Consider the following 21,680-nt stretch of genomic DNA (forward strand, 5'->3'; position numbering starts at 1 on the left):
TCGAGATCGACGCACCGCCCCGACTCGTCTGGGACGTCTTCACCGACGTCGAGCACTGGCCGGACTGGACCGCCTCGGTCACCTCCCTGACCGGGCTGGACGGCGCGGCCCTCGCCGTCGGCAGGCGCTTCGCGATCAAGCAGCCCGGCATGTCGAAGCTGAAGTGGCGGGTCACCGAGCTCGACCCCGGCAGGTCCTGGACCTGGGTGCAGCGCTCGCCCGGAGTGCGGGTGCGCGCACGCCACGACGTCATCGCCCAACCCGGCGGCCGCACGTTGGTGCGCCAGCAACTCGACCAGGGCGGCGCGCTGGGGGCCCTCGTCGGGCGGTTGATGATCAAGAAGACCAAGCGCTTCCTCGACCTGGAAGCCCAAGGCCTCAAGGCCCGCGCCGAGCAGCTCAGCCGCGCCGATGGCGCGCACCCCTGACACCGGGCGGCGCCAACAGCTCCTCGAGGCACTCGTCGCCGAGTTCGCCACCGGCGGCATCGGCGACCGGTCCCTGCGCGAGGTGGCCGCCGCAGTGGGCACCAGCCACCGAATGCTGTTGCACCACTTCGGCTCTCGCGAAGACCTGCTCCTGGCAATCGTCGAGGCGGTCGAGCACCGGCAGATGGGTGTGCTGTCCGAACTGCCGACCGGCCCTGCCGAGGGCTTCGCGGCGATGTGGGCCGACCTGCGTCGACCCGAGCTGCGCCAAGCCGAGCGCTTGTTCTTCGAGTGCTACGCCCGCGCCGCCCAGGGCGAAAAGCCTTTTGCCCGAATGGTTCCCGGGGCCGTCGAGAGTTGGCTGGCCGAGGTCGACGCGATCGCCGAGGCTCCGGTCGATCCCGCCTTGGCCCGGCTCGGGTTGGCCGTCGCACGCGGCCTGCTGCTGGATCTCGTCGCGACCGACGACGAGGCCGGCGTGGATGCGGCCGCGCAGGCTTTCATCCGGCTTTTGGCAACACCGAAATAAGCGTGTCGACGAGTTCCTCGGCGCTGGTGTGCCACTTGTCCAGATCCATGTAGCCACTCAAGTCGAGGCCCGTAATGCCATGCGCGCTCGTCAAAATGAGCGCCCCGTAGCGCGGGGCCTGCTGCGGACCGGTGATGCGACCGACCATCTGAAGAAACAGCTCCTGCGTGCGTTGGGCCGCCTGCATCGCCGCGGTCGGGTCACCCGCCGGCGGGGTGAACATCAGGCGGTAGAGATGCGGGCGGGTGCGGCCGATGTCGATCAGCGACAGCAGGGCCGACCGCAGACATTCCTGCGGCGAATCTTCGCTACCCACCAACGCTTCGAGCGCGTCACCCAGTTCGCGCAGTGCGTTGGTGGCCAACTCGGCGAGCAGAGACTCCTTGTCGGCAAAGTGCCGATACGCCGCCGAGCGCGACACGCCGCTGCGGGCGCCGACCTCGCGCAGCGTCACCGCGTCGACACCGCCGAGGTCGAGCAACACCCCCGCCGCCTCGACCAACGAACGGCGCGTCGCCGCCGCGCTTTCGGCCCTTGTCGTCACCCGCAGAGCATAAGCCGGTCGTTGGGTTGACAATGTCAACTCGACTGCTAGTTTGAGATGACAGCGTCAACTCAAACTAGGTCCCCTCGATCGGAGAACCCCATGATGTCGTCGAATCGCGCCAACCGTAATGAGCTGATCGTCGTCACCGGCGCCTCGACCGGCATCGGCGCGGCCACCGCTCGAGAATTGGCCCGCAAGGGTTTTCATGTGCTGGCCGGTGTGCGCCGCGACGCGGACGCCGAGGCGCTGCGCGCACAAAACATCGAGCCGCACATCCTGGACATCACGATGGAAACGGACGTGGCCGCCATCGCCGACCGCGTCGCGCGCGATCCGCTGCGCCGTCCCCTGCGCGCGCTGGTCAACAACGCCGGCATCGCGGTCAATTCTCCAGTCGAAACGCTGCCGATCGACCAGTGGCGCCGGCAATTCGAGGTAAACCTCTTCGGCCACATCGCGATGACCCAGAAGCTGTTGCCGGCCCTGCTGCTCAGCGGAGGCACCGTCGTCAACATCAGCTCGGTCGGCGGCAAGGTGGTGTTGCCGACGTATGGCGCGTATGCCGGTTCGAAGTTCGCCCTGGAAGCCGCCAGTGACGCGTTGCGGCGGGAGGTCGCCGAACTCGGCATCAAGGTGGTCGTCGTCGAACCCGGCGCGGTCAAGACCGAGATGGCCGAGCGCGGCATCAGCACCGCCGAGGGCCTGATGGCCAGCCTGACCGAGGCGCAACTCGCCCGCTACGGCGATCTCATCGGGGCCGTCACGGCGCAAGCCCGGTCGTTCGGCGAGGAGGGCGTTTCGGCCGAACACGCCGCGAAGGTGGTCGCCAAGGCCGCGACCGCACCGCGTCCACGCACGCGCTACACCATCGGACGCGATGCCGCAATCCTGTTGTGGATCAACCGCGTGGTGTCCGACCGGGGGCTGGACCGCATCGTGCGGCAGAACCTGCGATCCTTCGCCAGGAAGTCACAGGCCCGCGAACAACGCAGCGCCGCAACAACTTCGGTCGGCCTTTAGACCGCCGCCCGTGCGCCCGTGTTGACGCCGTAGAACTGGTATTCGTCCCGCTTCACCGAACGGGTCGCCCGCCAGTACTCCCAGGTGTAGCCGCCCCAGAGCACGGTGTTCTTGCCGTGCTCGTCCAGATACCAGCTGCTGCAGCCACCGCTGTTCCACACCGAGGGGCCCAGCCTGCGCTGCAGCTCGTCGTTGAACTTGTCCTGGGCGGCGCGGGTCGGGGCCAGCGCCTGGGCGCCCAGCTTGTCGCAGGTCGCGATCGCGTCCGCGACGTAACGGATTTGGGATTCGATCATGAACACCACCGAGTTGTGTCCCAGCCCGGTGTTGGGTCCCAGCAGGAAGAACAGGTTGGGCACGTCGGCGACGGTGATGCCGCGGTGCGCGCCGATGCCCTCGCGGTTCCAGCGGTCCACCAGGTCCTCGCCGTGCAGCCCCTTGATCTGGACGTAGGTGTAGGAGTCGGTGACGTGGAAGCCGGTGGCGTACACGATCACGTCGGCGGGCCGGTGGGTGCCGTCGGCGGTGACGATGCCGTCGGCGGTGATCCGCGAGATGTGGTCGGTGACCAGTTCGGTCTTCGGGTCCGCGACCGCGCCGTAATAGGTGGAGGAGTTCAGGATTCGCTTGCACCCAATGCGGTAATTCGGGATCAGCTTGCGCCGCAACTCCTTGTCCTTGACCGCTCGGCGAATGTTGTATTTGCAGTAGGACTCGATGAACTTGAGCAGGTTCGGCCGCTTGGTCATGCCGAAGGCCAGCGCTTCCTGCCCCCAGTAGATCGCGAGCCGCACCAGCGCGCGCAGCCCGGGCACGTTCTCCATGGCCCGGCGCACCGCCGGCGGAATCTCGGGGTTCGACCGCGGCACCACCCACGGCGGAGTGCGTTGGTAGAGCTGAAGTTCGGCGACCTTCCCGACGATCTCCGGCACGATCTGGATCGCACTGGCGCCGGTCCCGATGACGGCCACCCGCTTGCCGGTCAGGTCGACGCTGTGGTCCCACTCGGCGGAATGGAAAGCGGCGCCGGCAAACTCGTCGCGGCCTTCGATGTCGGGCATGGACGGGATGTGCAGCGCGCCCGCACCCGAGATCAGGAACTGGGCGACGTATTCGCGCCCGTCGGCGGTGAACACGTGCCAGCGGTTCTCGTCATCGTCCCAATGGGCCCGATCGACCAGCGAGTCGAACTCTATGTAGCGACGCAGCCCGTACTTCTCGGTGACGCCCTTGAGGTAGTCCCAGATCTCGGGCTGAAAGGAGAACGGGTTCTTCCAGTCGGGCTTGGGCTCGAACGAGAACGAATAGAGGTGCGACGGGATGTCGCAGGCGCACCCCGGATAGCTGTTGTCCCGCCAGGTGCCGCCGATGTCGCCGGCCTTTTCCAGGATGACGAAGCCGACGCCCTGCTTTTGCAGCGCGATCGCCATCCCCAGACCGGAGAACCCGGTCCCGATGATGACGGCGCGCGTGTGCACGGGCTTCGAGGCGCTGGCCGCAGGGGTTGTCTCGGTTTGTGTCACGACGTCGGTCACGGTCGATCGGTCCTTCTATCCAGGCGTGTCGCGGGTCGGCGTCAGCCGGCGTCTTCGGCTGCGGCCCCGGCCGGCGCAGATACCCAGTACCCAGGGTATCGGTTTGGACGAGTGTTATCGATGGCCGCGGCGGTTGTCAACGCGGAACCGCGCTCAGCCCACGGCCGGCTTGACGGTCACCATGTCGTGAATCGGCAGGTCAGGATTCATCGTGATGCCCAGCGCCTCGGCGGTCCCGACGATGACCCCCATCATGATGGTGGTCAGGTGCGCGACGAACTGCTCGCGCGACATCAGCCGGGGGCTGTCCGGCTCGGGGCCCAGCCACCACTCCGTGGCCGACGCGGCGCAGCCGAACGCCGCGTTGCCGGCCAGTTCGACCGCCGCGTGGTCGAGTTCCATCTCGCGCAGCTCGTTGTCGAACATGTCGGCCACGGCCAGGGTGATGCCGCGTCCCTCGTCCAGGATCTGGGGGCTGGCCGCCGAGCGGCCCTGGATGAAGACGCGCAGCACATTGGGGTGCTTGTCGACCAGGATCACGTACTCCTCGACGCTGCGCCGGATCACCTCACGGGCCGAGTCCGTTTTCAGGTCGATGGACGCGAAGATCGCGGCCCACAGCATGTCGCGTAGCCGCTCCCCGATCGCCTGGAACAGGTCCGACTTGTCGTGGAAGTGCCGGTAGATCTTCGGCTTGGCGGTGCCGGCCTCCTCGGCGATTTCCCGCACGGACAGTTCGGGGCCGAGCCGGTCGATGGCGCGGAAGGCCGCGTCGACGATTTCGCTGCGCACTTTCTTGCGGTGCTCGCGCCAGCGCTCGCTGCGCGCGTCGACCTTGGCCCCAGGCTTGACAGCCGGGTGGGGTCTAGGAGGCCGAGGAATTCTCACCACATCAAGCACTGTACCGCGCGACGGGCGCTGACCTGGGCAGACTGCCCGATCAAACGGCTGGGCGTGCCCGTTCAGGCGTATCGCTGGGCGTACTCACCGGGACTGCAGCCGAGCATCGAGCGGAAGTCGTTGGTGAAGTGGGCTTGGTCATACCAGCCGAGGCGAACCGCCAGATCGGCCAGATCGACGGATCGATCGGTCTCGATTGCCAACGCCGCCTGCTGCAGGCGGTAACGGCACAGGACCCATTTGACCGGAACCCCGACGTAGTGGCGGAAAACCCGCTGGGTGGTTCGCACGCTCCACGGTGAGCACGCCATCACGTGCTGTACTCGCTGGATGGCGTCGTCGTCACGGATCCGGTCTAGCAGCGCGTTGAGTGACGTATAGGTCGGGTCGGGGTCGGTGCGTGTCCCGATCATGGCGTCCAGTTGCGCGGTCGTGCCATCGATATCATCGTCGAAAAGCGCTGGGCTGTCGAATAAGTCGTCATCGACGCACACAACCCGGCCGGTCAGCGCGCTTGCATCGCGTCGGAATCGGGCGGTGAATCCGCCCGGCCGGAAGCGCGCGCCGACCACCGCGCCGCGTCCCGACAACTCGATGGCGAAGATCCGCTGAACCACGCCGTGCACCAAGGTGGCCGGCAGGGTGAACCCATGGCGGGGTGAGTCGGTGCCCCACTCATGGGTGAGATTGATGGATGGGAAAGTGATGACCAAGCTTTCCTGCGGGGTCCGCCCGGTCAGGTCCCAGCGCACCGACCAGAAGTGCTCGACGAATTCGGCAGCCGCCACCGAGGGCACCGTGCGGTCGAGCTCGAATATCGAGCCGGTGGCAGCCCGCCCGACCACACCGGGCTCCGGCGCTCCCGCCGGTGGCGTGTTTTTACAAGCGTCCACGCGACGAATCTAGCCAAGCTGAACGACATGAATCCCGAACCGATCCCCGAGGGCTACACGAGTTTGACCCCTTTTCTCGTTGTCGACGGAGCCGCAGCCGCCATCGAGTTCTACACCGACGTCTTCGGCGCGGCACTCGTCGAGAAGATGCTCGGGCCCGATGGCACGGTCGCGCACGCGGAGTTGGACTTCGGGCGCGGCAGGTTGCAGCTGTCCGACCCCAACCCCAGCTATCAGCTTGAAGCCCCGAGCCGCACCGAGGCGGTCACCCACTCGATCGCGCTCTACTGCGCGGACGTCGACGCCGTGCTGGCGCGGGCCCAGAACGCGGGGGCCACACTGCGGGAGGCGGCCCAGACCTTCGTCACCGGCGACCGGTTCGGGTCCATCACAGACCCGTTCGGGCAGCGGTGGTCGATCATGACGCGGGTCGAAGACATCGACTCAACCGAACGCGAACGCCGGCTGGCCAACTGGGGCGCCGAGAACCTTTGATCGGTCGCGGTCCTCGAGCATGCAAGACACGCAGCCCTCGACTTCTGTTCCGCCGATGCGTCGCTACGGCCCGTGCAGTACCTCGCTCGGTGAGCGGCCGAACTCCCGCCGGTAGTCGGCCGCGAACCGGCCGAGATTGCCGAAACCCCAGCGGTATGCGACGGCGGCCACCGTCGTCCCGTCCTCGACTGATGACTGCCTGAGCTCCGCGTGCGCTCGCGCGAGGCGGATCGACTTCAGGTGTGCCATGGGAGTCGTGTCCAGGTGCCTACGAAAGGCCTCCTGGAGGGCACGAGTGCTCAACCGTGCTGCGGCCGCGACGTCACCGATCCTGATGTCCTCAGCGGCCGCGTCCTCGAGGTAGGCGATCGCACGCCGAACGGCCGGAGGTTCGACGCGGCCACTCGGACCCGCATCGGCCGCCGGAAAAATGCCGGCGTAGGCCTCCACGATGCTCGCTATCAACATGCGACGTATCTGGGCGGACAGCAATGTCTCGGACGTGAGGAGCCCGTTCGGTCCGGCGTTGCGGAGCAGGAACTGCATCACCTTCGCAACGGCCACCGTTCCCGCCCGGGAGGCGTGCCGGTCCAACGGGAATCGGACCGCGGCCGGCTCGCCCGCGCCGGTGAATTCACCAACCGCCGCCTCGAACTCGGTGCGGCCGATCCGCACATGGAAGAGGTTGCAGTTCTCTTCCCAACGCAACTGATACGCGGTGTGCGCGTCCAGCACGACATGTTCGCCGGGCAGCAGCAACCGTTCCCCACTCGCGGCACGGACCGCAAACCGCCCGCTGATCTGCTGGGAAACCAGGACGAAGTCGTCGAACGTCGACGATTCCATCAGGGTTGTAGCCGACCCATACGAGAGGGCGTAGACGCCTAGCCCAGTGGTGCCGCCCTCGGCGTGCCGGGCCCGGAACGCCGATAACCTGCCTTTTACAGCGAGGCGATGGGGACAGTAGACAGACGCGACTTGAGTTCTCGCGTCGTCCGGATCCGAGGTGTCGATCCGGATGCGCAGGCCGTCGATCATCAGGCTGTGGCCCGTTCGTGGATCGCCGTCGCCATTTCAAGCACGCTCAAGCCCCGCCCGACGGCTGACGTCGTCGGTTTCGCCGGCAGGCGCGGAGGGCGCCGCGACGAGGGAAAGGCCGCGGAGGCCGGCGGCGCGGTCGCGCGCGCAATCGCCTGCAAGCGGTGTCACCTCGTTCACGCTCGTCGTTTGGTAAGGGCCAATCAAGCCTGCACCAGCGCAGCGCGATTCACCCATGGCTATCGAGCCGTTGTGCCCACGAAATGCGACACCCTGACGTCAAGGAACAGCCGCGTATTCGATCGGCATCACCGGACGCCCGGTGGCGGCGCGCGCCGGCCTGGAGCGGACCAGTCGGGGCCACCAGAAGAAGGGTCCGAGGAGCCGGGCAAGCGCGGGGGTGACGAACGAACGCACGATGAGAGTGTCGAGCAGCAAACCGATCCCGATCGTCGATCCCATTTCCCCCACCGAGACCAGCTTCCCGGAAACCATCGCCATCATGGTGACGGCGAAGACCAGGCCCGCGGTGGTGACCACCTTGCCCGAGTTGGCGACCGCTCTGATCAGACCGGTGTTCAGGCCCGCTCGGCTTTCTTCGAGGTAGCGGGCGATGAGCAGCAGGTTGTAGTCAGAGCCGACCGCAACCAGGATGATGAAGGTGAGCGGCAGGCCAAGCCAGCTCATCGGGATGCCGAGCACGTGCTGCCAGATCAGGACCGATAGGCCGAACGCTCCCGAGTAAGAAAACGCGACGGTTCCGATGATGACCAACGCCGCGATCACGCTTCGTGTGATGAGCAGCATCACCAGGAAGATCAACGCGAATGCTGCGGTGGCCGCGATGATCAGGTCCGTTTTGGCCGCATCCTGGATGTCCCAGTACGTCGTCGCCGCGCCGCCGAGATAGACGCGGGCGCCACCGAGGGTGGTGCCCTTCAGCGCCTCCTGCGCGGCCGCCAGATAGGTCTGGTCATGCTGGATGCCTTGCGCAGTGAGCGCCTCACCGTCGTGGTAGATCATGTATCGCGCGGCTTTGCCGTCCGGAGACACGAAGTATTTCAGGTCGATCCGGAAAGAGGGATTCGCGAAGGCGTCTGGTGGTAGGTAGAAGAATTCGTCGTTCTTCGCACTGTCGAAAGCGTAACCCAGGTCCATCATCTGGCGGCTCAGCTCGTCGAGTTGGGCCAACTGGGGTTCGATCGTGCTGTGCTCAGCCAGGATGACCCGGTGGAGTTGGTCGAGCTCATCGACGTTGCGGCTGAGTAGTTCGACCAGTTGTGGCAGCACCGAGTCCTGGATCAGTGCAGCTTGAAGATTCTTGTCCATCTGCTCGTCCAGCTGGTCGAACTTGTCGGTCGCGTCGAACAGCGATCGCAATGACCAGCAGAGCGGGATGTCGAAACAATGCTTCTCCCAGTAGAAGTAGCTTCGGACCGGACGCCAGACGTCGTCGAACTCGGCGATGTTGTCCCGCAGCGCATCCGTGACGTCTTTCATGCCCTGGGCGGCGTTGGCGGCGAGATGCGTCGCGCCGGCCTGTTGTGACGTCAATTGCTGCTGATGACGCATCAGTTCGGTCATGCGACTCGTGATGTCGGCCATGTCGGTCAGCCGGGTGTTCAGGTCGGTGAGGAACGGCACGAGCTCCTTGATCTTCGTTCCCATCGAGCCCATTGTGTAGGTGAAGGATGAATGCTCGAGCGGAGTCCCCAGCGGCCTGGTGACGCTCTGGATCAACCCCACGCCCGGAGTGTGAAAGACGCTGCGCGCCACCCGATCTAATGCGATCATATCCGTGCTGTTACGCATATCGTGATCGGACTCGACCATGAGCATGTCGCCGTTGAGCCTGCTGACCGGGAAGTGCCTGTCGCTCGCGGCATATCCCAGCTTCGACGGGCTGTCATCGGAGATGTAGATGCGGTCGTCGTAGTTGGGCCGGTAGCTGGGCAACGTCAGCGATCCCACAAGCACCACCAGGCAACTTGCCAACAGGACCCGGCCAGGCCACCGGACGGTAACCGTGCCGATCTTGCGCCAAATGCCGGCGCCTCCTTGGCGTTTCGGTTCGAATACCCCAAATCTGCTGCCGAGTGCCAGCACGGCCGGCCCGAAGGTCAGGGCGGCGCTGACCGCGGTGAGCATTGCCACGGCACAGGGGATCCCACAGGTGTTGAAGTAATTGAGCCGGGTGAACTTGAGGCAGAACGTCGCGCCGGCAACCGCAAGACCAGACCCCAGGATGACGTGCGACACGCCGTTGACTGCGGAATAGTATGCGGTTTCCCGGTCTTCGCCAGCGTGGCGTGCTTCGTGATAGCGGCCGATCAAGAAGATCGCGTAATCGGTGCCCGCGCCGAGGATGAGGGATACCAAGAGGTTCGACGCGAACTCCGATATCCCGATGAGCTTGTGGAAGGCCAACAAGGACACCAAGCCCCGCCCGCAGTTCAGTTCCAGCATCACCATGAGCAGGACGAGCAGCGCGGTCGAGACCGAGCGGTAGACGACCAGCAGCATCACGGTGATCAGGACGATGGTGACGAACATGATCATGATCAGGCTCTCGTTACCGGCTTCGAGCATATCCGCCGACAGCGGTGCCGAACCCGAGACGTAGACCTTCAGACCGGGCGGGGTTTTGTTCTGCGAGACCAGGTCTCGCACCGCCTTGATCGACTCGTCCGAGACCGCCGAGCCGAGGTTGCCGGCGGTCCGTACCAGCGTGTAGGACGCCTTTCCGTCGTTGCTCTGCACCCCCGCGGCGGTGGTTCCCTGCCCCCAGAGGTTCATCACGTATTGAACGTGTTTGTCGCGCCGTAGTTTTGCGACCAGATCGTTGTAGAACACATGGTCGCCTTCGTCCAACTTGTGTTCGCCTTCCAGCACGACCATCACCAGGCTGTTGCTGTCGGACTCTTTGAATACCTGCCCGATGTGGATGAGTGCTTGTGACGATGGCGCGTTGACCGGGACCAGCGGACCCCGGTTCGCTTCGGTGACCGGCTCCAGCTGCGGAACGACCGTGTTGAGTACAACCATGAGGGCGATCCACGCGAGCACCACGGGCACGGCGAACCTGCGAATGGCCTTGGCGAAGAACGGCCTTCGCGTGTTATCACTATGGTTCATGCGGACAGCACCTGGCACCATACGCCGGCATGGTCACCGGTTGCCGTGTGTTCGGAACGCACCTGCCCGTCGACAGTGATACGGCAGCCGATGTTGCCGCCTGCCACCTGCGCGGCGATATCGGCGGTGGCCGTCGTCAAGACCGTTACTTCGGTGTGTGTCCACGGCAGCGCCGCGAGGTCGACCAGTACGGGGCGGGAGTTCACGTCCCAGTAGCTGGCCCTTCCCCACCCCGCGAGATCGCCGAAAATGTCGTATTCGATGCGTTTGGGATTGAACTGGGCTATCGAGAATTTGTTGCCCGGACTTCGAGTTCGGTCCTGGGAACCGAAGATCCCGTGTGCGGAGTCGATGATGAATGCAGCCAGGACAACCACGACGGCCACCAGGGCGGGCAGCCAGAGCCTGCTGACCAGCCGCCGACGTACGGACGCGACCATGAGTGTGACCCCTCCTGCGGGCCAAGGAAAGACATGCGGGGATGACAGTGAACGCAGCTGCGACGAAACCGCTAGGTGCGCAACCCGCTGAGCATCCGGGTGAAACTCGCAAGCTCGGCGAAGCCGTCCCCGGTGGGAGCGGGTCGCCCGGCGTCCCGAAAGACGGTGTCGAGATCCGCACTGCTTGCCTTCCAGCCACGCTCGGCCAGATACGCCACCGGATCGGCGTGCTTTCCGGCGAAAGTCAGGTCGCGCATGTCTATTTCGGGGTCCCGCTCATTCCACATCGCATGGTGCATTCGCAGGTTATCGCCAAGCGCGTCGGCCCGGGGGCTGTCGATGTAGTCGGCCCCGAGCCGGCTGCCAGGGGCACTCAAGGCGGTGATCGCGTCGAGTATCTCGTCGTGTGTCTCGGGCGGTAGGTACCCGATGAGTAGGCCCTCGACGATCCAGACGGTCGGCTGAGCGCCATCGAAACCCGCTTGCCGCAATGCCGTTGACCAGTCCTGGCGCAAATCGATGCCCAGGCAGTGGTGCCCCTCTGCAGGCGGCCAGCCCAATCCGGTCAGGACGCTGCGCTTCCACTCGATTACCCGCGGTTGGTCGACTTCGTAGATGGACATCGCCGACGGCCAATCCAACCGGTAGGCGCGACAATCCAATCCGGCGGCCAGGATCACGGCTTGCCGAATGCCCGACCGACACGCGTCGAGGGCGAAGTCATCGAGGCTGCTACTGCGCATCCCGAAGTAGGCGGGCATCCAGGCGACATCGAGGTCGGAGAAACTGATTGTGCCGTCGACTATTTGGGTGAACAATCGTAGTCCGACCGCCCGGACCAATACCTCGGCGAACGGATCCCTGATTACCGGGTCGGTTTGCCTGCTGGCGACCGCCCGTGCCGCGGCCACCATCGTCGCCGTCGCGCCTACGCCGGTCTTGAGGTCCCAACTATCGTCACGGGTCCGTGGCATGATCGCCCCTTTGCATCATCTGGCCCCCGAACGAATCTGCGTCGCTCGGGTCGCTGTCTGATGCAAAGTTAGGGCGGCTACGACAGCCGGTCTACCCGGATTACGCGGGCGGTGGCCGGAAAACGCGGTGGCGCCCGGCTTTACACCGGGCGCCGGGCCTTAGAGCATGCAGGACACGCAGCCCTCGACCTCTGTTCCCTCCAAAGCCATCTGCCGCAGCCGGATGTAGTACAGCGTCTTGATTCCCTTGCGCCAGGCGTAGATCTGCGCCTTGTTCACGTCGCGGGTGGTGGCGGTGTCCTTGAAGAACAGCGTCAGCGACAGGCCCTGGTCCACGTGCTGGGTGGCCGCGGCATAGGTGTCGATGATCTTCTCGTAACCGATCTCGTAGGCGTCCTGGTAGTACTCCAGGTTGTCGTTGGTCAGATACGGCGCCGGGTAGTAGACACGGCCGATCTTGCCTTCCTTGCGGATCTCGATCTTGCTCGCCACCGGGTGGATCGAGCTGGTCGAGTGGTTGATGTAGCTGATCGATCCCGTCGGCGGGACGGCCTGCAGGTTCTGGTTGTAGATGCCGTGCTGCTGCACCGACTCCTTCAGCCGCTGCCAATCCTCCTGCGTGGGAATGCGAATGCCCGCCTCGGCGAAGATCTCGCGCACCCGCGGGGTGGCCGGTTCCCACACCCGCTCGGTGTACTTGTCGAAGAACTCACCCGAGGCGTACTTCGACTTCTCGAAGCCGCCGAACTTGCTGCCCCGCTCGATCGCGATGCGGTTCGAGGCGCGCAGTGCGTGGTAGAGCACGGTGTAGAAGTAGATGTTGGTGAAGTCGATGCCTTCTTCGGAGCCGTAGTGGATGCGCTCGCGGGCCAGGTAACCGTGCAGGTTCATCTGGCCGAGGCCGATCGCGTGGGACTCGTTGTTGCCCTGCTCGATTGAGGGCACCGAGGTGATGTGGGTCTGATCGCTCACCGCCGTCAGCGCCCGGATCGCGACCTCGATGGTCTGCGCGAAGTCGGGCGAGTCCATCGTCTTGGCGATGTTCAGCGACCCCAGGTTGCACGAAATGTCCTTGCCCACTTTGGCATACGACAAGTCATCGTTGAACACCGACGGCGTGGAGACCTGCAGGATCTCCGAGCACAGGTTCGAGTGGGTGATCTTGCCGTCGATCGGGTTCGCCCGGTTCACCGTGTCCTCGAACATGATGTAGGGGTAGCCGGATTCGAACTGCAGCTCGGCCAGCGTCTGGAAGAACTCGCGCGCCTTGATCTTGGTCTTGCGGATGCGGGCGTCGTCGACCATCTCGTAGTACTTCTCGGTGACCGAGATGTCGGCGAACGGCAGGCCGTAGACCCGCTCGACGTCGTACGGCGAGAACAGGTACATGTCCTCGTTCTTCTTGGCCAGCTCGAAGGTGATGTCGGGAATCACCACGCCCAGGCTCAGCGTCTTGATGCGGATCTTCTCGTCGGCGTTCTCGCGCTTGGTGTCCAGGAACCGGTAGATGTCCGGGTGATGGGCGTGCAGGTACACCGCGCCGGCGCCCTGCCGCGCGCCGAGCTGGTTGGCGTAGGAGAAGGAGTCCTCGAGCAACTTCATGATCGGGATGACGCCAGAGGACTGGTTCTCGATGTTCTTGATCGGGGCGCCGTGCTCGCGAATGTTGCTCAGCAGCAACGCAACTCCCCCGCCACGCTTGGACAGCTGCAGCGCGGAGTTGATCGATCGCCCGATCGACTCCATGTTGTCCTCGATGCGCAGCAGAAAGCAGCTCACCGGCTCGCCGCGCTGCTTTTTGCCCGAGTTCAGAAACGTCGGGGTGGCCGGCTGGAATCGCCCGTCGATGATCTCGTCGACCAGCTTTTCGGCCAGCACGGTGTCGCCGGCGGCCAGCGTCAGCGCCACCATGACCACGCGGTCCTCGAAGCGCTCCAGGTAGCGCTTCCCGTCGAACGTCTTCAGCGTGTAGGAGGTGTAGTACTTGAACGCGCCCAGAAACGTCGGGAACCGGAACTTCTTGGCGTAGGCCCGGTCCAGCAGCGTCTTGACGAAATTGCGGCTGTACTGGTCGAGAACCTCGCGCTCGTAGTAGTTCTCCTTGATCAGGTAGTCGAGCTTCTCGTCCTGATTGTGGAAGAACACCGTGTTCTGGTTGACGTGCTGCAGGAAGTACTGATGCGCGGCCTCGCGGTCCTTGTCGAACTGAATCTTGCCGTCCGCGTCGTACAGATTCAGCATCGCGTTGAGCGCGTGGTAATCCGTCTCCCCCGGCAACGCGTGGGCTCCGGTGGTTACAGGCTCTGCAGCGACGGTTGGTGGCACGTCTGTTCCTTCCAAAAATTGGCTAAGCCCGCGCGGACGGCATCCACGTCGTCCTGGGTTCCCATGAGTTCGAAGCGGTAGAGGTACGGAACGCCGCACTTGCGCGAGATCACGTTGCCCGCGTAGGCGAATTCGGCGCCGAAGTTGTTGTTGCCCGCGGCGATGACGCCGCGGATCAACGACCGGTTGTGCTCATTGTTCAAAAAGGCGATGACCTGCTTGGGCACGTAACCGCCGGCGTTGAGGTCCGGGGTGGCCCGGCCGCCGCCGTAGGTGGGCAGGACGAGGACGTAGGGCTGGTCCACCTCGATGCGGCCGTGCAGCGGAATCCGCGTGGCGGGGATCCCCAGCTTCTCGACGAAGCGGTGGGTGTTCTCCGACACCGAGGAGAAATAGACCAGTGGCGATGCCGCGGACGCGGCAACCAGGTCCGGAGCCGCGCGCAGCGGGTCGCCACTCGTCCAACCTGGGTTGCGCCCCCTGACGTCCATGGCACCGCAACCTCCTTACCTGACGTCTTGCCTTACGCGCTCAGTTCCGCCGCCGATAGCGCCTTGATGCGGTCCGGCCGGAAACCCGACCAGTGGTCGTTGCCGGCCACCACGACGGGAGCCTGCAGGTATCCCAGGGCCATCACGTAGTCACGCGCCTCGGCGTCCAGCGAGATGTCGACCTTCTCGTAGGCGATGCCCTGCTTGTCGAGCGCCTTGTAGGTGGCGCTGCACTGCACGCATGCCGGCTTGGTGTACACGGTGATGCTCATAGAATGCCGCTCCTTTGCGGAAGAGGGGGACCCAATGGACTGGCAACTACTTTTGGACTGCGTCTTTGCTAGGTTCAGCGATCCGCCAGGCCCCCTGATTCCCGTCGTACGGCGGGCGAGTTCGAACGACCTGTGGGTGCCGATTTCGGGGGGTTCGCCGAGCCTGGCTGGCTCGGCGGCCCGGGGATCTGCCGGTGCTCGAAACACTACACCTAGTGGGTGACAAGTTGTCGAGATACAAGATGTTCTGAATAACAATTTTGAAATTCCCTGGTCGTGAGCCTTGTCGCGGAAAAATCCGGACACCCGCTCGGCGTGTCGCAGATCACACGCCGGGGCGGGGGTTCCGATAGGGATTGGTATAGCAGCGGCCACCGACAACACCGCCGGCGGCGACGAACCCATCCGCAGCCAGCAAAGCCGCCAGGCGGACCTGGCGGCTTCTGCTATTCGGTTAGGGCAACCGCGCTGGTCGCCCGGCGAGCGGCTTGTTGACTTCTGCCAATCAGTCGACTTCGGCGGCCAGCTTGCCGACCACGTCGCGCACGTTCGCCGTCACCTCGGGGTGCTCGCCGGGCGCCTTGCCCGCCAAGGTCTTGAACGGCACCGACAGTTTGATCGCCTCGACCACCCGTGCGCCGGCGATGCCGAAGGACTTGCGGGTGTCGTCGTGCGCCCACACCCCGCCGTACTGGCCGAAGGATCCCCCGATGACCGCCAGGGGCTTGCCTTTCAGCGCGCCGTCGCCGAACGGGCGCGACAGCCAGTCGATCGCGTTCTTGACGACGGCCGGGTAGCTGCCGTTGTACTCGGGAGTCACCACCAGGGCGGCGTCGGCATCGGCGGCCGCGGCGCGCAGCGCGGTCACCGGGGCCAGCGGCGGCGCGCCGGTGTTCATCGCGTCGTCGATCTCTTCGTTATAGAAGGGCAGTTCCGCGAGGCCTTCGAAGATCGTGACGGTCACGTCGTCGGCGGCGACCTCCCGCGCCAGTTCGGCGATCTGGCGGTTGATCGACGCGGCCCGCAGGCTTCCCACTAACGCCAAGATTTTGATTGCCACTGTTCCCAGGTTCCCTTCGATCGTTGCGTACATCCTCGCACGGCCTAACCGGACTGTAGTCCACTTTATTCCGGCGGCGTTAAAGTTCAGGGGTGAGCGAGCGGTCCGGTGAGTTGCACGTGTGCGCGCCCCAGGTGGTGCACCAGGAACGGGGCGACGCGGCGCGCAACCGCGCCCTGCTCCTCAAGGCTGCCCGAAACCTGGTCGCCGAGCGCGGCGCCGACGCCGTCACCACCGACGACATCGCCGCGGCCGCCGGGGTGGGCAAGGGCACGCTGTTCCGCCGCTTCGGCAGCCGGGCCGGTCTGATGATGGTGCTGCTCGACGAGGACGAACAGGCCGTTCAGCAGGCGTTCCTGTTCGGTCCGCCGCCCCTGGGCCCCGGCGCGCCCCCGGCGGACCGGCTGGTCGCGTTCGGCCGCGAGCGGATCCGTTTCGCTCACGACCACTGCGAACTGCTGTCCGCCGCCAATCGCGACCCGCAGAACCGGCACAACGCACCGGCGATGGTGTTACGCACGCACGTGCGGATGCTGCTCAAGGCGGCCGATTCCACCGGCGACCTCGATGCCCAGACCGACGCATTGCTCGCGCTGCTGGACGTCGATTACGTCGAACATCAACTGGCCGAGGGCGGTCACACGCTGGCGACGTTGGGCGACGCGTGGGAGAGCCTGGCACGCAAGCTGTGCGGGCGGTGAACGCCACGGATTGGGTCCTGCACGTCGACCTCGATCAGTTCCTGGCCTCGGTCGAGTTGCGCCGCCACCCCGAATTGGCCGGGCTGCCGGTCATCGTCGGCGGCAGCGGCGACCCGAACGAACCGCGCAAGGTCGTCACCTGCGCCTCGTACGAGGCCCGGGAGTTCGGTGTGCGGGCGGGCATGCCGCTGCGCGCGGCCGCCCGCCGCTGCCCCGAGGCCACCTTCCTACCCTCGGATCCGGCCGCCTACGACGCGGCCTCCGATCAGGTGATGGGGGTGCTGCGCGATCTGGGCCATCCGGTCGAAGTGTGGGGCTGGGACGAGGCCTATGTCGCGGTGACGGCACAGGACCCCGCCGAGGTCGCCGAGCAGATCCGCAGCGTCATCTCCTCGGAAACCGGGCTGTCCTGCTCGGTCGGCATCAGCGACAACAAGCAGCGCGCCAAGGTCGCCACCGGATTCGCGAAACCGGGCGGCATTTTTGTGCTGACCGATGCGAACTGGCTGCCGGTGATGGCCGAGCGCCCCGTCGACGCGCTATGGGGCGTGGGCCCCAAGACGGCGAAAAAGCTTGCCGAACTTGACATCACGACGGTCCGGCAACTGGCCCACTGCGACGCCGAGCTGCTGACGGCGACGTTCGGCCCGCGCACCGGGCTGTGGCTGCTGCTGTTGGCCAAGGGCGGTGGCGACAGCCACGTCAGCGCCGAGCCGTGGGTGCCGCGCTCGCGCAGCCACGTCGTCACCTTCCCGCGCGATCTCACCGATCGCTCCGAAATGGACACGGCCGTAACGGATTTGGCCGAACAGGCGCTGACGGACGTGCTGGCGGCGGGCCGGGTCGTGACCCGGGTGGCGGTCACCGTACGGACCGCGACCTTCTACACGCGCACCAAGATTCGCAAGCTCGACGCGCCCAGCACCGACCGCGACGTCATCGTGGCCGCGGCCCTGCGGGTGCTCGACCTATTCGAGCTCGACCGGCCGGTCCGCTTGCTGGGGGTGCGCCTCGAGCTGGTCATGGGGGACTAGCGGCGGGCCGGGCCGCAGCGCCTTGGTGAAGATCACGTTCACCTGGCGCATCGCCACGCTATAGGGCCACCACGCAAGCCTTTTGAAGGCGTAGAACGCGCGGATGTCGGCCGAGGTGTAGATCAGGTATCGGTTCTTGGCCACCCCGGCCAGGATCTTGTCGGCGGCCTTCTCCGGCGACACGGCATGGCCGGTGAATCGGCGCACCCACCGCGCGACGTTGGGGTCTTCGCGGTCCACGCCCGCGATCTCCACGGTGTTCACCAGCGGGGTGTTCACCGCGCCGGGCACCACCACCGACACGCCTATCCGGTGGCGGGCCAGGTCGAAGCGCAGCACCTCCGACAGGCCGCGCAGCCCGTACTTGCTGGCGCTGTAGGCGGCATGCCAGGGCAGGGCCACCAGCCCGGCCGCCGAGGACACGTTGACCAGATGCCCGCCGCGCTTGGCCGCCACCATCGGCGGGACGAACGTCTCGATGACGTGGATCGGGCCCATCAGGTTGATGGCGATCATCTTGCTCCACTGCTCGTGGGTGAGCCGGTCGACCGTGCCCCACGCCGAGACGCCGGCGATGTTCAGCACGACGTCCATGCTGGGATGTGCGGCGTGGATGTCGGCGGCGAACGCCGCCACCTGCTGGTAGTCGGCGATGTCCAGGGCCCGATGCTTGGGGACCTGAGCGCCCAGTGCGCGCGCGTCGGCGACCGTCTGCTCCAGGCCGTCGCGATCCCGGTCGGTCAGATAAAGTTCGGCGCCCTGCGCGGCCAGCCGTAACGCCGTGGCACGCCCGATGCCGCTGGCCGCACCGGTGACCAGGCACCGCTTCCCCGCGAAAGACCGCCCGGATCCCCTCTGCGCCATGGCGGTGACGATACCGGCGGTACCACCGCGCTAGGGACGGCCCGCCCACAGCGCGTGCAACCACAGCCGCTCGAGCACGCGCACCCGCCGGTCCCGATCGCTGTCGGCTCCGGCCAGCACCGGGTCGCCGGTCAACATCAGCGCGGTGGTGCCGGCCAGGGTGCGGATCAGGGTCGGCAGGTCGTCGCTGATCGGATTGGCGGTTCCGGCCTTCATCTCGGCCTCCACAATCGCGACGATCTGGCCCAACACCACCTCGAACTGCTGGTCCAGCAGGTCGCGGATCTCGACGTCGGTGTGGCGGGCCTCGTTGCAGGCGGTCATCAGCGGGTCGTTGTGCGCGTACACCACGGCCGCGCTGCCGACCATCCGCTTGGCGAACTCCTCGGGCGACTCCCCCGGCTGGCGTGGCGCGAAGTACTGCGTGAGCTCTTCGAGTTCCTCGGTGGCCTCGGCCATCAGTTGCGCCAGCACCGCGTATTTGGAGTCGAAATAGAAATAGAAGCCGGACCGGGCCACCCCGGCCCGCAGGCTGATGGTGCTGACCGACAGCTCCGCAAAAGGCTTTTCCTGCAGCAATTCACGCACCGCAGCCACGATCGCCTGGCGTTGCTTGTCGCCACGCCGTCGGGCGCCCGGCTCGGGAGTGGCAGGGTCGCTGGTCACTCCCTGACCTTGCACCACGCCGCCCGAAAAGCAAACTTGACAGCCGTCAAGTTTTTCAGCGAAGGTTATGAATCAGTGACGGCCGTCACCGGGAGGGCACGCAAAGGAGCGTTTATGACCGCCACCATCAGCACCCCGCAGTACCTGTTGGATCAGGCGCGGCGCCGGTTCACCCCGACACTGCAGACCATCCCGGGGATGGGGGCGATCGAGAAGCGTCTGCTGGCCCACGAGTGGCAGACCAAGATCCTGGCGGAACCGCCGGCGGGCAGCGACCTCAAACCCGTGCTGGGCGACGCCGGGCTGCCGATCCTCGGCCACATCATCGAGCTGTTCCGCGGCGGCCCGGACTATGCGTTGCACCTCTATCGAAACCACGGCCCGCTGATCTATCTGGACTCGCCGATCATGCCGGCGGTCACCGCGCTGGGACCCGACGCCACCCAGGCCGTCTTCTCCAACAGGAACAAGGACTTCTCGCAGAAGGGCTGGCACCCGGTGATCGGGCCGTTCTTCAACCGCGGCCTGATGATGCTCGACTTCGATGAGCACATGTACCACCGCCGGATCATGCAGGAGGCCTTCACCCGCAGCCGGCTGACCGGATATGTCGAGCACATCGATCGGGTGGCGACCGACATCGTCGCCAACTGGCCGACCAATGACGCGCGGTTCCTGTTCCACCCGGCGATGAAGGAGCTCACCCTCGACATCGCGTCGCTGGTGTTCATGGGTCACGAGCCGGGGTCCGACCACGACCTGGTCACCAAGGTCAACCAGGCGTTCACCACGACGACGCGCGCCGGCGGCGCCATCATCCGCCAGCCGATCCCGCCGTTCAAATGGTGGCGGGGCCTGAAGGCCCGCAAGTTGCTGGAGGACTACTTCGTCGAGCGGGTCCGAGATCGCCGCAACGCCACCGGCAACGACATGCTCACGGTGCTGTGCCACACCGAGGACGACGACGGCAACAGCTTCACCGACTCCGACATCGTCAACCACATGATCTTCTTGATGATGGCCGCCCACGACACGTCCACCTCGACGACCACCACGATGGTCTACAACATGGCCGCCAATCCGCAGTGGCAGGAGCGGGCGCGCGAGGAGTCGGCCCGCCTCGGCGACGGGCCGCTGGACATCGAGTCGCTGGAGAAGCTGGAAACGCTCGAACTCATCATGAACGAGTCGCTGCGCATGGTGACTCCGCTGCCGTTCAACATGCGGATGGCGGTGCGCGACACCGAGTTGCTGGGACACTACATCCCGGCCGGAACGAACATCACCATCTGGCCCGGCATGAACCACCGGCTGTCCGAATTGTGGACGGAGCCAGACAAATTCGACCCGGAGAGGTTCGCCGAACCGCGCTCGGAGCACAAGAGGCACCGGTATGCGTTCGCGCCGTTCGGCGGCGGCGCGCACAAGTGCATCGGCATGGTGTTCGGTCAGCTGGAGGTCAAGACCGTCGTACACCGGCTGCTGCGCCGCTACCGCATGGAGCTGGCCCGGCCCGGCTACCAGCCGCACTGGGATTACGGCGGCATGCCGATTCCGATGGACGGCATGCCGATTGTGCTGCGCCCGCTGTAGAGCATCCCCGGCGGTGGCCGCCGTCGGGGTAGGGACGGAGTTTCATGTGCGCTATCACCGGCGCTAGCGCACATGAAACTCACCCCGTGATCGCCGAGAGCGGCCGCCTCACTCGAGAGCGAAAAGCCGGTTGGCGCAAGCGATCACCGCACGCAGCGCGGACTGCGTCGCATCGTCCGACCAGCCCATCGCCCATTCGGTGCGCGCGCCGTCGCCACCGCGGATGAACGTGGCGATGCCGGTCGCCGACCGCATCTGATGAAATCGGACGATCTCGACCGTCGTCCCGCACTCATGCAGCATCGCGGTCAGCGCCGCGATCGGCCCACCGGCGGCGGCGGTGAGCGTGCTGATGCGATCGCCCATCGCGATCACCGCCCGGAAGTCGCGGGCCTGCGGGCCCAGCCGGGTCGCGACGCGATCTGCGTCGGCGCATTCCCAGTGGCCGAGCCGCAGTGGGCCGGTGTTGCGTCCGTAGGTCGCGACGAAGCCCTCCCAGGGCATGGTGTCGGCCTGTTCGCGCAGGCCGCGGGGCAACGCGACGCCGAAGCGTTCGCCGAACCACGCGCTGGCGGGGTGGAAAGAGTGGAGCTGATTGCGCTCGGGAAAAGTCATCGTGCCGGTCTTCGCTGGCCTGCTGGAGCGACCGACGGCAGTAGCTTCCGACCCACAGCGGGGGGTCGGTCAGGATCAGACCCCGCTGCGGGTGCTAGCTACTACGAAACGCTCGAAAAGACGCA

Annotated in this window: 22 protein-coding genes; 7 read left to right on the forward strand and 15 right to left on the reverse strand. The window is 65.8% G+C overall.

What is annotated here, in order from left to right:
* Window positions 1-428 (forward strand): SRPBCC family protein (locus tag A5624_RS08815; RefSeq protein WP_066864706.1); only part of this gene is annotated, 428 nt, incomplete at its 5' end.
* The gene (locus tag A5624_RS08820) at window positions 412-957 is read left to right on the forward strand and encodes a TetR/AcrR family transcriptional regulator (protein WP_066864709.1); all 546 of its coding nucleotides are present in this window, start codon (window positions 412-414) and stop codon (window positions 955-957) included. The genes A5624_RS08815 and A5624_RS08820, both read left to right, overlap by 17 nt.
* Here the strand turns inward: A5624_RS08820 and A5624_RS08825 are convergent.
* Complete coding sequence (locus tag A5624_RS08825; RefSeq protein ID WP_066864712.1) at window positions 929-1,501, reverse strand: TetR/AcrR family transcriptional regulator; 573 nt, start codon at window positions 1,499-1,501, stop codon at window positions 929-931. The two genes, A5624_RS08820 and A5624_RS08825, sit on opposite strands and share 29 nt — an antisense overlap.
* A gap of 102 nt (window positions 1,502-1,603) precedes the next feature.
* On the opposite strand from A5624_RS08825, the gene A5624_RS08830 reads away from it, so the two are divergent.
* Complete coding sequence (locus A5624_RS08830) at window positions 1,604-2,524, forward strand: SDR family NAD(P)-dependent oxidoreductase (RefSeq protein ID WP_066864715.1); 921 nt, start codon at window positions 1,604-1,606, stop codon at window positions 2,522-2,524.
* Here A5624_RS08830 and A5624_RS08835 read toward each other — a convergent pair.
* From A5624_RS08835 to A5624_RS08845, 3 genes are all read right to left on the reverse strand, one after another.
* The gene (locus A5624_RS08835) at window positions 2,521-4,059 is read right to left on the reverse strand and encodes an NAD(P)/FAD-dependent oxidoreductase (RefSeq protein WP_066864718.1); all 1,539 of its coding nucleotides are present in this window, start codon (window positions 4,057-4,059) and stop codon (window positions 2,521-2,523) included. The two genes, A5624_RS08830 and A5624_RS08835, sit on opposite strands and share 4 nt — an antisense overlap.
* 153 nt (window positions 4,060-4,212) lie before the next feature.
* Entirely contained in the window at window positions 4,213-4,941 is a 729-nt protein-coding gene (locus A5624_RS08840; RefSeq protein WP_156748738.1) for a TetR/AcrR family transcriptional regulator, read from the reverse strand.
* A gap of 80 nt (window positions 4,942-5,021) precedes the next feature.
* Window positions 5,022-5,804 (reverse strand): helix-turn-helix domain-containing protein, encoded by a 783-nt coding sequence (locus A5624_RS08845; RefSeq protein ID WP_197497871.1) that lies wholly within the window; start codon window positions 5,802-5,804, stop codon window positions 5,022-5,024.
* Between the two features lie 75 nt (window positions 5,805-5,879).
* Between A5624_RS08845 and A5624_RS08850 the strand changes: the two genes are divergently transcribed.
* On the forward strand, window positions 5,880-6,347 hold the full coding sequence (locus A5624_RS08850; RefSeq protein ID WP_066864725.1) for a glyoxalase/bleomycin resistance/extradiol dioxygenase family protein: 468 nt from the start codon (window positions 5,880-5,882) through the stop codon (window positions 6,345-6,347).
* A 63-nt stretch (window positions 6,348-6,410) separates the two neighbouring features.
* On the opposite strand, the gene A5624_RS28970 is transcribed toward A5624_RS08850, so the two are convergent.
* The 8 genes from A5624_RS28970 to A5624_RS08890 form a co-directional block, all read right to left on the reverse strand.
* On the reverse strand, window positions 6,411-7,385 hold the full coding sequence (locus A5624_RS28970) for an AraC family transcriptional regulator (RefSeq protein ID WP_066864728.1): 975 nt from the start codon (window positions 7,383-7,385) through the stop codon (window positions 6,411-6,413).
* 279 nt (window positions 7,386-7,664) lie between these two features.
* Window positions 7,665-10,520, reverse strand: coding sequence for an RND family transporter (locus A5624_RS08860; protein ID WP_066864731.1), 2,856 nt, complete (start codon window positions 10,518-10,520; stop codon window positions 7,665-7,667).
* Window positions 10,517-10,960, reverse strand: coding sequence for an MmpS family transport accessory protein (locus A5624_RS08865; protein WP_066864734.1), 444 nt, complete (start codon window positions 10,958-10,960; stop codon window positions 10,517-10,519). The genes A5624_RS08860 and A5624_RS08865 overlap by 4 nt, the downstream gene beginning before the upstream one ends.
* A gap of 71 nt (window positions 10,961-11,031) precedes the next feature.
* The gene (locus A5624_RS08870; RefSeq protein WP_066864737.1) at window positions 11,032-11,934 is read right to left on the reverse strand and encodes an SAM-dependent methyltransferase; all 903 of its coding nucleotides are present in this window, start codon (window positions 11,932-11,934) and stop codon (window positions 11,032-11,034) included.
* Window positions 11,935-12,093: 159 nt separating this feature from the next.
* The gene (gene nrdE / locus A5624_RS08875) at window positions 12,094-14,259 is read right to left on the reverse strand and encodes a class 1b ribonucleoside-diphosphate reductase subunit alpha (protein WP_066864740.1); all 2,166 of its coding nucleotides are present in this window, start codon (window positions 14,257-14,259) and stop codon (window positions 12,094-12,096) included.
* Window positions 14,229-14,750: a class Ib ribonucleoside-diphosphate reductase assembly flavoprotein NrdI gene (nrdI, locus tag A5624_RS08880; RefSeq protein ID WP_232002227.1), complete on the reverse strand. Its 522-nt coding sequence runs from the start codon at window positions 14,748-14,750 to the stop codon at window positions 14,229-14,231. Before nrdI ends, nrdE begins: the two co-directional genes overlap by 31 nt.
* Window positions 14,751-14,782: 32 nt before the next feature.
* The gene (locus A5624_RS08885; protein WP_064877378.1) at window positions 14,783-15,022 is read right to left on the reverse strand and encodes a redoxin NrdH; all 240 of its coding nucleotides are present in this window, start codon (window positions 15,020-15,022) and stop codon (window positions 14,783-14,785) included.
* Window positions 15,023-15,527: 505 nt separating this feature from the next.
* Window positions 15,528-16,115 carry an NAD(P)H-dependent oxidoreductase gene (locus tag A5624_RS08890; protein ID WP_066864743.1) on the reverse strand — a complete coding sequence of 196 codons (588 nt, stop codon included), beginning with the start codon at window positions 16,113-16,115 and terminating at the stop codon, window positions 15,528-15,530.
* A gap of 59 nt (window positions 16,116-16,174) precedes the next feature.
* On the opposite strand from A5624_RS08890, the gene A5624_RS08895 reads away from it, so the two are divergent.
* A complete protein-coding gene (locus tag A5624_RS08895) occupies window positions 16,175-16,783 on the forward strand; it encodes a TetR/AcrR family transcriptional regulator (protein ID WP_066864746.1) in 609 nt (202 codons plus the stop codon).
* Window positions 16,780-17,817, forward strand: coding sequence for a DNA polymerase IV (locus tag A5624_RS08900; protein ID WP_066865206.1), 1,038 nt, complete (start codon window positions 16,780-16,782; stop codon window positions 17,815-17,817). Before A5624_RS08895 ends, A5624_RS08900 begins: the two co-directional genes overlap by 4 nt.
* On the opposite strand, the gene A5624_RS08905 is transcribed toward A5624_RS08900, so the two are convergent.
* Both A5624_RS08905 and A5624_RS08910 read right to left on the reverse strand, forming a co-directional pair.
* On the reverse strand, window positions 17,752-18,681 hold the full coding sequence (locus tag A5624_RS08905; protein WP_066864749.1) for an SDR family oxidoreductase: 930 nt from the start codon (window positions 18,679-18,681) through the stop codon (window positions 17,752-17,754). The genes A5624_RS08900 and A5624_RS08905 overlap by 66 nt on opposite strands.
* Window positions 18,682-18,711: 30 nt before the next feature.
* Window positions 18,712-19,347 carry a TetR/AcrR family transcriptional regulator gene (locus A5624_RS08910; protein ID WP_066864752.1) on the reverse strand — a complete coding sequence of 212 codons (636 nt, stop codon included), beginning with the start codon at window positions 19,345-19,347 and terminating at the stop codon, window positions 18,712-18,714.
* A 114-nt stretch (window positions 19,348-19,461) separates the two neighbouring features.
* Here A5624_RS08910 and A5624_RS08915 point away from each other — a divergent pair, with 114 nt between their 5' ends.
* Window positions 19,462-20,940 (forward strand): cytochrome P450, encoded by a 1,479-nt coding sequence (locus tag A5624_RS08915; RefSeq protein WP_066864755.1) that lies wholly within the window; start codon window positions 19,462-19,464, stop codon window positions 20,938-20,940.
* Between the two features lie 108 nt (window positions 20,941-21,048).
* On the opposite strand, the gene A5624_RS08920 is transcribed toward A5624_RS08915, so the two are convergent.
* Window positions 21,049-21,555, reverse strand: coding sequence for a homocitrate synthase (locus A5624_RS08920; RefSeq protein WP_066864758.1), 507 nt, complete (start codon window positions 21,553-21,555; stop codon window positions 21,049-21,051).
* Window positions 21,556-21,680 lie beyond the last annotated feature (125 nt).

Source organism: Mycobacterium sp. 1482292.6 (assembly GCF_001672995.1).
Classification (GTDB): Bacteria; Actinomycetota; Actinomycetes; order Mycobacteriales; family Mycobacteriaceae; genus Mycobacterium; species Mycobacterium europaeum_A.

Bases quoted from the DNA above. Each gene is read 5' to 3' on its own strand.
- nrdI (WP_232002227.1), bottom strand. From the start codon at position 14,750: ATGGACGTCAGGGGGCGCAACCCAGGTTGGACGAGTGGCGACCCGCTG.
- A5624_RS08865 (WP_066864734.1), bottom strand. From the start codon at position 10,960: ATGGTCGCGTCCGTACGTCGGCGGCTGGTCAGCAGGCTCTGGCTGCCC.
- A5624_RS08870 (WP_066864737.1), bottom strand. From the start codon at position 11,934: ATGCCACGGACCCGTGACGATAGTTGGGACCTCAAGACCGGCGTAGGC.
- A5624_RS28970 (WP_066864728.1), bottom strand. From the start codon at position 7,385: ATGATCGACGGCCTGCGCATCCGGATCGACACCTCGGATCCGGACGAC.
- A5624_RS08890 (WP_066864743.1), bottom strand. From the start codon at position 16,115: ATGTACGCAACGATCGAAGGGAACCTGGGAACAGTGGCAATCAAAATC.
- A5624_RS08885 (WP_064877378.1), bottom strand. From the start codon at position 15,022: ATGAGCATCACCGTGTACACCAAGCCGGCATGCGTGCAGTGCAGCGCC.
- A5624_RS08850 (WP_066864725.1), top strand. From the start codon at position 5,880: ATGAATCCCGAACCGATCCCCGAGGGCTACACGAGTTTGACCCCTTTT.
- A5624_RS08860 (WP_066864731.1), bottom strand. From the start codon at position 10,520: ATGAACCATAGTGATAACACGCGAAGGCCGTTCTTCGCCAAGGCCATT.
- A5624_RS08920 (WP_066864758.1), bottom strand. From the start codon at position 21,555: ATGACTTTTCCCGAGCGCAATCAGCTCCACTCTTTCCACCCCGCCAGC.
- A5624_RS08915 (WP_066864755.1), top strand. From the start codon at position 19,462: ATGACCGCCACCATCAGCACCCCGCAGTACCTGTTGGATCAGGCGCGG.
- A5624_RS08820 (WP_066864709.1), top strand. From the start codon at position 412: ATGGCGCGCACCCCTGACACCGGGCGGCGCCAACAGCTCCTCGAGGCA.
- A5624_RS08905 (WP_066864749.1), bottom strand. From the start codon at position 18,681: ATGGCGCAGAGGGGATCCGGGCGGTCTTTCGCGGGGAAGCGGTGCCTG.
- A5624_RS08830 (WP_066864715.1), top strand. From the start codon at position 1,604: ATGATGTCGTCGAATCGCGCCAACCGTAATGAGCTGATCGTCGTCACC.